General features: G+C 51.1%; 10 protein-coding genes and 1 pseudogene. All 11 read right to left on the reverse strand.

Features of this window, described 5'->3' with window-relative positions; translation table 11 throughout:
- Positions 1-125: 125 nt before the first annotated feature.
- The gene (locus BZG79_RS08310; protein WP_021023145.1) at positions 126-905 is read right to left on the reverse strand and encodes a YchF/TatD family DNA exonuclease; all 780 of its coding nucleotides are present in this window, start codon (positions 903-905) and stop codon (positions 126-128) included.
- A 1-nt stretch (position 906) separates the two neighbouring features.
- Entirely contained in the window at positions 907-1,899 is a 993-nt protein-coding gene (gene holB, locus BZG79_RS08315; RefSeq protein WP_077461220.1) for a DNA polymerase III subunit delta', read from the reverse strand.
- Positions 1,896-2,534, reverse strand: a complete 639-nt coding sequence (gene tmk, locus BZG79_RS08320) for a dTMP kinase (RefSeq protein WP_021023147.1) — start codon at positions 2,532-2,534, stop codon at positions 1,896-1,898. Before tmk ends, holB begins: the two co-directional genes overlap by 4 nt.
- Positions 2,531-3,547, reverse strand: a complete 1,017-nt coding sequence (gene mltG / locus BZG79_RS08325; RefSeq protein WP_077774165.1) for an endolytic transglycosylase MltG — start codon at positions 3,545-3,547, stop codon at positions 2,531-2,533. Before mltG ends, tmk begins: the two co-directional genes overlap by 4 nt.
- Positions 3,541-4,350 carry an aminodeoxychorismate lyase gene (gene pabC / locus BZG79_RS08330; RefSeq protein ID WP_077774166.1) on the reverse strand — a complete coding sequence of 270 codons (810 nt, stop codon included), beginning with the start codon at positions 4,348-4,350 and terminating at the stop codon, positions 3,541-3,543. Before pabC ends, mltG begins: the two co-directional genes overlap by 7 nt.
- A 108-nt stretch (positions 4,351-4,458) precedes the next feature.
- On the reverse strand, positions 4,459-5,697 hold the full coding sequence (gene fabF / locus BZG79_RS08335; protein WP_077461217.1) for a beta-ketoacyl-ACP synthase II: 1,239 nt from the start codon (positions 5,695-5,697) through the stop codon (positions 4,459-4,461).
- 92 nt (positions 5,698-5,789) lie between these two features.
- Positions 5,790-6,026 (reverse strand): acyl carrier protein, encoded by a 237-nt coding sequence (gene acpP / locus BZG79_RS08340; RefSeq protein ID WP_025673161.1) that lies wholly within the window; start codon positions 6,024-6,026, stop codon positions 5,790-5,792.
- A 157-nt stretch (positions 6,027-6,183) separates the two neighbouring features.
- On the reverse strand, positions 6,184-6,918 hold the full coding sequence (fabG, locus tag BZG79_RS08345; protein ID WP_077774167.1) for a 3-oxoacyl-ACP reductase FabG: 735 nt from the start codon (positions 6,916-6,918) through the stop codon (positions 6,184-6,186).
- Positions 6,919-6,990: 72 nt separating this feature from the next.
- Positions 6,991-7,917 carry an ACP S-malonyltransferase gene (gene fabD, locus BZG79_RS08350; RefSeq protein WP_077774168.1) on the reverse strand — a complete coding sequence of 309 codons (927 nt, stop codon included), beginning with the start codon at positions 7,915-7,917 and terminating at the stop codon, positions 6,991-6,993.
- 17 nt (positions 7,918-7,934) lie between these two features.
- A complete protein-coding gene (locus BZG79_RS08355) occupies positions 7,935-8,894 on the reverse strand; it encodes a beta-ketoacyl-ACP synthase III (RefSeq protein WP_021023153.1) in 960 nt (319 codons plus the stop codon).
- Positions 8,895-8,902: 8 nt separating this feature from the next.
- Positions 8,903-9,076: pseudogene (locus BZG79_RS08360) on the reverse strand (phosphate acyltransferase); the annotation flags it as partial.

Here is a 9,076-nt window from a genome sequence, read left to right on the forward strand (position 1 = left end):
GTATAGCCAGATCATCATCAAAACGACGCGCTTGATAGCGATAAAAAGCCGCGCTTTTTGTCGTTATCATTCATGGGTACATTCAGGTAGGAAAAAAGCCCGATTGAACAATCGGGCGACGTGGATTATTGCGGATTCGCACTCGAAAAAAGCGCAAAAAAGTTCCGGCTAGTGATATCACACACCGTTTCAACAGACTCACCTTTTAACATCGCCACGTATTCGGCGACCTCTTTCACGTAAGCCGGTTGGTTTTGCTTGCCACGATGCGGCACCGGAGCCAAATAAGGCGAATCCGTTTCGACCAGCAATCGTTCAAGCGGCAAACGCCGCACCACATCCTTTAGCTCCGTCGCTTTATTAAAAGTAACGATGCCAGAAATCGAAATGTAGAAGCCTAGCTCAATCGCCGCTTCTGCCATTTCATAGCTCTCTGTAAAGCAGTGTAGCACACCGCCTACACGCTCAGCGCCTTCCTCGCGCAAAATCGTCAAGGTATCCTCTCGCGCGGCACGGGTATGAATAATCAGGGGCTTATTTAGCTCGACGGCGAGACGGACATGCTGACGGAAAATCGCTTGTTGCTGCTCGGCCAGTTCCGGTTGGTAGTGATAATCCAACCCTGTTTCCCCGATCGCGACCACGCGCTCATCCGCGGCCAGGGCTTTCAGTTGCTGATAGTCAAACCCATTTTCTATATCTAAGGGGTGAACACCACACGAGGCAAAAACATGAGGATAAGGGCGGATCATGTCTAGCATCGCCGGGAAACTATCCAATGTAACGCCAACAGAGAGAAAATAATCGACACCCCTTGCCTGTGCTTTATCCAGAACATCTTCCACATTCTGGTGCAGCGAATCATAGTCCAGTTTGTCGAGATGGCAGTGAGAGTCTATTAACACGTTATTCTCCAATCGATAATAGCCATTGGCTAAGTACCAATTCGGTATTTAGCCCAGTATGCGTTTGCAGCTGACGCTGCAGTTGATGTAATTGTCGCAATTGCGTATGGACGTGCTGAGTCGCCATCACATTCGCCACCTCAGCCACCAAGGCGTGATGATGGCGATGCAAAATAGCGTGTTTTGCGCCTTGTCGCCATTTGAGCACATCAAGTAGAAAGTGGCTCAGCCAGTCCAGTGAGGCGGGATAGTGTGCGACCAACACCTCTGACGTGTCAAATAAGCCAGTACGGCTTTTTACGTAGGTCGCGAAGCCATTGATCACCGCATGATGATGTTCGAGTCCTCCAGATTCAACAAAATCACGTGCTGCCAATGGCGCACCGCGGTAAAGCGTGACCGCATGATCAGGAACCGTGCGCTTCAACGCTTGCTCAATCCAATGCTTCGCGGTTTCGTTATCCGGCTGTGGCGCTTTCCAGACGCTGCATCGACTGATAATCGTCGCTAACAAGCTATCAAGTGACGCGGTTAGCAACACGAAGTAACATCCTTCTGGCGGCTCCTCTAATGATTTTAATAGTGCGTTAGCCGCGGCCTCACCGAGGTTTTCAACGCGCTCAATCACGATAAAACGGGCACCGCCTAGCTGTGACGTTTCCATCGCTTGACGTTGCACCTTACGCACCGCATCAATACCTATCTGCTTACCAGGTTTTTCAGGCATCAACCAGTGCATATCAGGGTGATTACCGGCATCAAATAACTGGCAACTATGACAACACCCACATGCTTGGTCGGCCTGCTGCTTGCACAAACGCACCTTGGCCAAATGACTGGCCATTGCGCGCCGACCGCTTCCCGGAGGGGCAGCCAGTAATACGGCATGCGGAAAGCGTGCGGTCACTAACAGTTGCTGCCAGTGCGTCCATACCGTATTAAACCAAGGAAACACGTGCGGGGCGGGATGGTGCGCGACGACTGACTCACTCATAACGTTTTCAGTTGCTTAAGCCACGTCGATAACGCCGTTTTAATGCTGGCGGTCACCACCTCAAGCGGTTGACTGGCATCGATAATCACCACACTCGGATCCTGGTGCGCTAACGCCAAATAACGCGCGCGAGTGCGCTCAAAAAAGTCGATCTGCATTTGCTCAATCCGATCGAGCTCACCGCGTCCACGGGCACGCGCCAACCCCATTTCAGGATCAATATCCATATATAGCGTCAAGGCGGGAGCAAAGTCACCGAGGACAGTCGCTTTTAAGCTTTCCATTAGTGCAGTATCCATCCCGCGTCCACCGCCTTGATACGCTTGGGAAGACATATCATGACGATCGCCAATCACCCACTGCCCTTTTGCCAACGCTGGTTTGATCACGTTTTCAACCAGTTGAACACGAGCCGCGTATAGCATTAATAACTCGGCTTTATCTGTTAAAGGCTCCTCAGGATGGCCTTGTTTTACCAAGGTTCGTAACTGCTCCGCAAGTGGCGTCCCACCTGGCTCACGCGTAGTGATCACATCATGAATGCCGGCATCGTGGAGTACCTGCTTCACTTGACTAATGGCGGTACTCTTACCCGCCCCTTCAAGGCCTTCTACGACGATAAAATGATTGTTCATTGATTTCTCAACACTTTTAGGTAATCACGCACAGCTCGATTGTGTTCGGCCAATGTCGTGGAAAATTGATGGCCCCCTTTGCCTGTCGCGACAAAGTAGTAATAATCAGTATGTGCCGGTTGCGCGGCAGCCATGATCGACGCTTTACCTGGCATCGCAATGGGCGTAGGCGGCAACCCATTAATCACATAGGTATTATAGGGTGTCGGCGTACGCAAATCGCGCTTACGGATATTGCCATCATATTGCTCTCCCATGCCATAAATGACCGTGGGGTCCGTTTGCAAGCGCATGCCTTTGCGCAACCGGTTAACAAATACAGAGGCCACGTTTTCACGCTCACTGGCAACGGCTGTCTCTTTTTCGATGATAGAGGCTAAGATCAATAACTCATAGGGCGTTTTAATAGGCAAGTCGTCGGCACGGTGTGGCCATGCTTTCTCGAGTGTGGCCTCCATGGCGCGCACGGCACGCTGTAACAGGTCAATATCCGTATCATTCACGTCGTACGTATAGGTTTCAGGCAGTAACAGTCCTTCCAACTGATCACGTGATACCCCGAGCTTATCGGCAATGACCGCTTCACTGACACCCTCTAGTGTATGATCTAAGTGCGGTGCTGATTGCAGCTGCGCACGCCACTGTGCGAACGTGCTCCCTTCGACAAAAGTGATTGATGCCTGATACTGCTGTCCCGATCGGAGGGTGGTGAACGCTTGCTCGAGCGTTTGCCCAGGTTGAAGTTGAAATGTCCCCGCTTGAACGCGGGTTAACTCAGGATATAGATGAGGGGCAAACTTGGCCCAGAGACTTGATGCCACCCAACCTTTGGCTTCAAATTGCCTTATAACGCGTTGATAGTGCGCACCAGCCGGCACAGTGAATAATTGAGGAGATTGAATCGATAAAGACGTCGCAACGAATGCTTTCGTCTGCCATATCACCACTGCAGCGGCCAGCACAACCAACGCCATTATCACGCTGATCCCCCCTAAAAGTCGCTTTTTTAGCACGCGTTTAACCTCTGTTGTAACACCCGAGTCAGGGTATGTGTGTTAAATGGTGTGTCGTTGATTGCCGTGACCGGCACCACTTTCATTAAGGTGTTGCAAATAAAGACTTCATCGGCCTGGTAAAGCGCCGTCTCATCGGTGCTCACCGTATGGCATTGAACATCCCCGACGCCCTCTAGCACAGCCATCACTTTATCGCGCATCAATCCAGCCACACCGGCATACTGTAACGCCGGCGTATAAACCACTGGGCCACTACGCCAAAAAATATTGGCAGATGAGGTTTCCACTACATGGCCAAACATATCGCTTACCACCAGGTCATCGGCTGTGGTGTCAGAGAGTGCCTGTTTGAGTAACACTTGTTCGAGCCGATTTAAGTGCTTTAACCCCGCCAACGGTGAGGCGCCCAATTGAATGGACGTGGTTGCCAGCGAGATCCCTTGTTGCTGCCACTGGTGGTAATGGGAGGGAAAAGGATGCAGACTAACGATAACCGTCGGTGCCGTGCACCCTTGGGGGCTATAGCCACGCCCACCTTGACCACGGGTGATGATCACTTTCAGAACCTGCTCACCTTGAGCCTGTTGACAGGCCAAATCAAGGGTGTGCGCTAATAGGGGCCAGTCAACGTCTGCAATGGCTAAACGCTGACAGGTATCCTGGAGGCGAAGAAGATGTGCATCGCGATCGAGCAACACCTTGGAATACACATGACCTGTGGTAAAACAACCATCGCCAAATTGTAAGCCCCGATCGGACACCGCTATCTCGGTGCTAAGCTGTCCATTAACCCAATGCATGATTCCTTGCCACCTCACCAATAAAAACGGCCCGACAAATCGGACCGTTATTATATCAAAATCTCTCAATCAAAATCTCTCATCACGCAGCGCTCACTGCGCGTGTCATTAGATTTTTTTGAAGATCAAAGAGCCGTTGGTGCCACCAAAGCCGAATGAGTTACACAGCGCATAATCCATTTTTACATCGCGCGCATGATGTGGCACATAATCGAGATCGCACCCTTCATCAGCATTATCAAGGTTAATCGTCGGCGGTACAATTTGGTCAATCAATGACATCGCGGTAATGATCGACTCCACCGAGCCTGCCGCGCCAAGAAGGTGTCCTGTCATTGATTTGGTCGAAGACACCAAAACGCTATCCGCGGCTGCCCCCATCGCACGGCGCACGGCCTTACTCTCGGCCACATCACCCGCCGGGGTTGAGGTGCCATGGGCATTGATGTAACCAATTTGCTCAGGCGTGATGCCTGCATCACGAATGGCAGCTTCCATCGCAAGTGCAGCACCAGAGCCGTCTTCACTGGGTGATGTCATATGATACGCATCACCACTCATACCAAAGCCGACGAGCTCACAATAAATCGTCGCCCCGCGAGCTTTAGCGTGTTCATATTCTTCAAGCACCATCACACCGGCACCGTCGCCGAGGACAAAACCATCACGATCTTTATCCCAAGGACGCGAGGCCGCTTGAGGATCATCGTTGCGGGTCGACAGTGCTTTCGCTGCAGCAAAACCACCGATACCCAGCTCTGTCGAGGCTTTTTCGGCGCCGCCTGCCACCATGGCATCGGCATCACCAAACGCAATCATACGCGCCGCATGGCCAATATTGTGTAGGCCGGTGGTACACGCGGTTGAAATCGAGATATTTGGACCGCGCATGCCATAGTTAATCGACACGTGACCGGCAATCATATTGACGATGGTTGATGGCACAAAGAAAGGGCTAATTTTACGTGGACCCTTCTCCACAAATGCACGGTGGTTCTGTTCAATTAAACCAAGGCCACCAATGCCCGATCCGATCGCAACACCAATACGGTGCGCATTGTGGTCGTCAACTTGCAGTCCGGAGTCTTGAATGGCTTGAACACTGGCCGCGATGCCGTATTGAATGAACAAGTCCATTTTTCGTGCATCTTTTTTCGACATGTAGTCTTCACAGTTGAAGTCTTTAACCATGCCGGCAAATTGAGTAGCAAAGGCGCTGGCATCAAAATGCTCAATGGCGGAGATACCGCTTTGCCCGGCTAGCAGAGCTTTCCATGAGGACTCAACTGAGTTACCGACGGGYGATAACATACCCATGCCAGTCACAACAACACGACGCTTAGACACGATGATATTCTCCGGAGAATATTAATTTGGATTGTAGAGTAGAGTAAAAAAAACACAGGCGGTCAAGGAGACCGCCTGGTAGGATTCTGAGATTACGCTGAAGCGCCGACTACGTAGTCGATAGCGGCTTGTACAGTCGTGATCTTTTCTGCTTCTTCATCTGGAATCTCTGTATCGAATTCCTCTTCAAGAGCCATTACCAGCTCAACGGTATCCAGAGAGTCCGCGCCCAAGTCGTCTACAAATGAAGCTTCGTTTTTCACTTCTGCTTCGTCGACACCTAGTTGCTCAATGATGATTTTCTTTACGCGTTCTTCGATGTTGCTCATATTAATACTAGTCCTTACAAGATTCGCAGATGCGATATGTGCTGTAGTTTATTCATTAATGTGGAAGTTGCAAGACCTCCACGGCTGGTCAAACCACGATTTGGGGACAAATCAATCGGAGTTTGACGTGTGTCATTCCAGATTGCAACGGTCTCGATCAAATCATGTACATGCCGCCGTTAACGTGCAAGGTTTCGCCCGTCATGTATGCGGCATCGTCTGATGCTAAAAAAGCGACCGTCGCAGCAATCTCTTTAGGATCGCCTAAACGTCCCGCGGGCACTTGTGCCAAGGTTGCTGCACGCTGATCGTCACTGAGGGCCTTCGTCATATCGGTTTCGATAAACCCAGGCGCAACGGTGTTAACGGTAATGCCACGCGCAGCCACTTCACGTGCCATAGATTTGGTAAAACCAATGACACCTGCTTTTGCCGCAGCATAGTTGGCTTGTCCCGCATTCCCCATCACACCGACGACAGAGCCGATATTGATGATTCGGCCGCAGCGTTTTTTCATCATCGCACGCAAGACTGCCTTTGATAAACGGAAAATCGACGTCAAGTTGGTATCGATGATATCTTGCCACTCGTCGTCTTTCATACGCATCAATAGGTTATCACGAGTGATACCCGCGTTGTTAACCAGAATATCAACATCACCAAATTCTTTTTTGATCGTGGCTAAAACGTCCGCCACTGAATCCGATGATGTGACATTCAGGGCCAACCCTTTACCGTTTTCACCGAGGTAGTCGCTGATCGCTGTGGCACCGTTTTCACTGGTTGCCGTCCCGATCACTGTTGCACCGCGCTCAGCCAAAAGCTCTGCCGTTGCTCGGCCAATACCTCGGCTCGCACCTGTCACCAGTGCTACTTTTCCGTCTAGTTTCATTCGGTTACCCTTTTAATTGATTCTGCCGACATCGGCCGGCAGTCACAGAATACTATTACCGCACAGTCACACTTAGGCTGTTGCTGCCGCCAAGCTGGCGCTATCGTTAACAGCCGCACTGCTCAATGATTTGTTGATGCGTTTGGTCAATCCCGTTAGGACTTTACCTGGCCCAAACTCAAGAAGCTGCTCAACGTCTTCAGTCGCCATAAGCTCAACGGTTTCCGTCCAGCGCACTGGGCTATGCAACTGGCGCACCAGTGCTTCTTTAATAGCGGCTGGGTCCGTTGGTGTCACCACGTCAGCATTATTGATCACAGGAATGACAGGCACATTAAACGTGACAGATTCAAGTGCTTGCGCTAACTTTTCAGCAGCAGGTTTCATCAATGCACAGTGTGACGGCACGGATACCGGCAATGGTAGCGCCCGCTTAGCGCCCGCTTCTTTGCACAGTATATTGGCGCGTTCAACCGCGTCTTTATTCCCAGCAATCACGACTTGACCGGGCGAGTTGAAGTTAACCGGCGAAACAACCTGATCTTGAGCGGCTTGTTCGCACGCCGTTGCGATAGCGTCATTGTCGAGACCAATAATCGCTGACATCGCACCGACGCCTGCAGGGACCGCTTCTTGCATCAATTGGCCACGTAACTCGACAAGCTTGATGGCTTCTTTAAAGTCCAATACCCCTGCACAGACCAAAGCTGAGTACTCACCCAGGCTATGACCCGCGAGTACCGAAGGCGTTGCACCACCTTGCGATTGCCAGACCCGCCAAATCGACACTGATGCCGCCAACAAAGCAGGCTGAGTGCGGTGGGTTTCATTCAAATCTGCCTCAGGACCTTGTTGAACCAACGCCCACAGATCATAGCCAAGCACCTCAGAGGCCTCTGCAAACGTCTGCTGAACCACACCATATTGTTCAGCTAACTCACCGAGCATACCCACGGCTTGCGAGCCTTGGCCCGGAAATACGATCGCTGTTTGAGTCATATTCGTTTCCTATTAGTTTAGAACCTGACCAGTGCAGAACCCCATGCAAAACCGCCACCAAATGCTTCAAGCAATACCGTTTGACCACGTTGAATGCGTCCATCACGCACCGCTTCATCAAACGCAGTCGGTACAGAAGCCGCTGATGTGTTGCCATGACGGTCTAGGGTCAACACCACTTGATCCATCGACATCGCGAGTTTTTTCGCGGTCGCTTTAATAATTCGGTAGTTCGCCTGATGAGGAACTAACCAATCAATGTCTGATTTTTCGATTTGGTTCGCCTGAAGGGTTTCCGTGACAATATTCGCCAGCTGCGTTACCGCCACTTTGAACACTTCATTGCCGGCCATATAGAGCCAGGCTTCATCCGATACATGGGATTGGCCCCGATCGGGATACTTCAGTTTCAAAAGCTCACCAAATTTTCCATCCGCTTTTAAATGGGTGGACAAAATACCATCTTGCTCATCGGCCGAAAGCACGACGGCTCCCGCACCATCGCCAAACAAAATAACGGTAGACCGATCCGCGGGATCGCAGGTGTGCGAGAGGCGATCGGCACCAATCACGAGGGCATGTTTTGCCAGCCCATTTTTAACGTACTGATCGGCCACACTCAACGCATACACAAAACCAGAGCATGCAGCGGCAATATCAAACGCGGGACAACCTTGTATCCCCAACATCGCTTGCACATCACAGGCAGCGGCTGGAAACGCACGTTCACCACTGGTCGTGGCAACAATAATGAGATCGATATCATGTTTGTCGATGGCGGCCATTTCAATCGCCTGTACGCCGGCTTGATAAGCCATTGAGGCAACGGTGTCTGTCGGTGCAGCAATGCGACGTTCTTTGATCCCCGTACGGGTCACAATCCACTCGTCACTGGTGTCTACCATCTGTTCAAGGTCAGCATTGGTGCGAACCTGTTCAGGCAAATAGCTGCCTGTGCCCAAAATCTTACTATACATGAAGACTACTAATGCCTCTCGAGAAGAACTGCCTCTAAACGGTCACTTATCTTAGTTGGGATTTGCCGTTCGACCTCGTGCACCGCTTCAAAAATAGCGTTTTCGTAAGCGGCGATATCTGCGCGTCCGTGGCTTTTTACAACGATGCTGCGCAATCCTAGCAAACTTGCGCCGTTGTACTG

Source organism: Salinivibrio sp. MA427, assembly GCF_001996115.1.
GTDB lineage: Bacteria > Pseudomonadota > Gammaproteobacteria > Enterobacterales > Vibrionaceae > Salinivibrio > Salinivibrio costicola.

Coding starts and splice junctions, on each gene's coding strand:
- holB (WP_077461220.1), bottom strand. CDS start 1,899: ATGAGTGAGTCAGTCGTCGCGCACCATCCCGCCCCGCACGTGTTTCCT.
- tmk (WP_021023147.1), bottom strand. CDS start 2,534: ATGAACAATCATTTTATCGTCGTAGAAGGCCTTGAAGGGGCGGGTAAG.
- pabC (WP_077774166.1), bottom strand. CDS start 4,350: ATGCATTGGGTTAATGGACAGCTTAGCACCGAGATAGCGGTGTCCGAT.
- acpP (WP_025673161.1), bottom strand. CDS start 6,026: ATGAGCAACATCGAAGAACGCGTAAAGAAAATCATCATTGAGCAACTA.
- fabG (WP_077774167.1), bottom strand. CDS start 6,918: ATGAAACTAGACGGAAAAGTAGCACTGGTGACAGGTGCGAGCCGAGGT.
- fabD (WP_077774168.1), bottom strand. CDS start 7,917: ATGACTCAAACAGCGATCGTATTTCCGGGCCAAGGCTCGCAAGCCGTG.
- BZG79_RS08355 (WP_021023153.1), bottom strand. CDS start 8,894: ATGTATAGTAAGATTTTGGGCACAGGCAGCTATTTGCCTGAACAGGTT.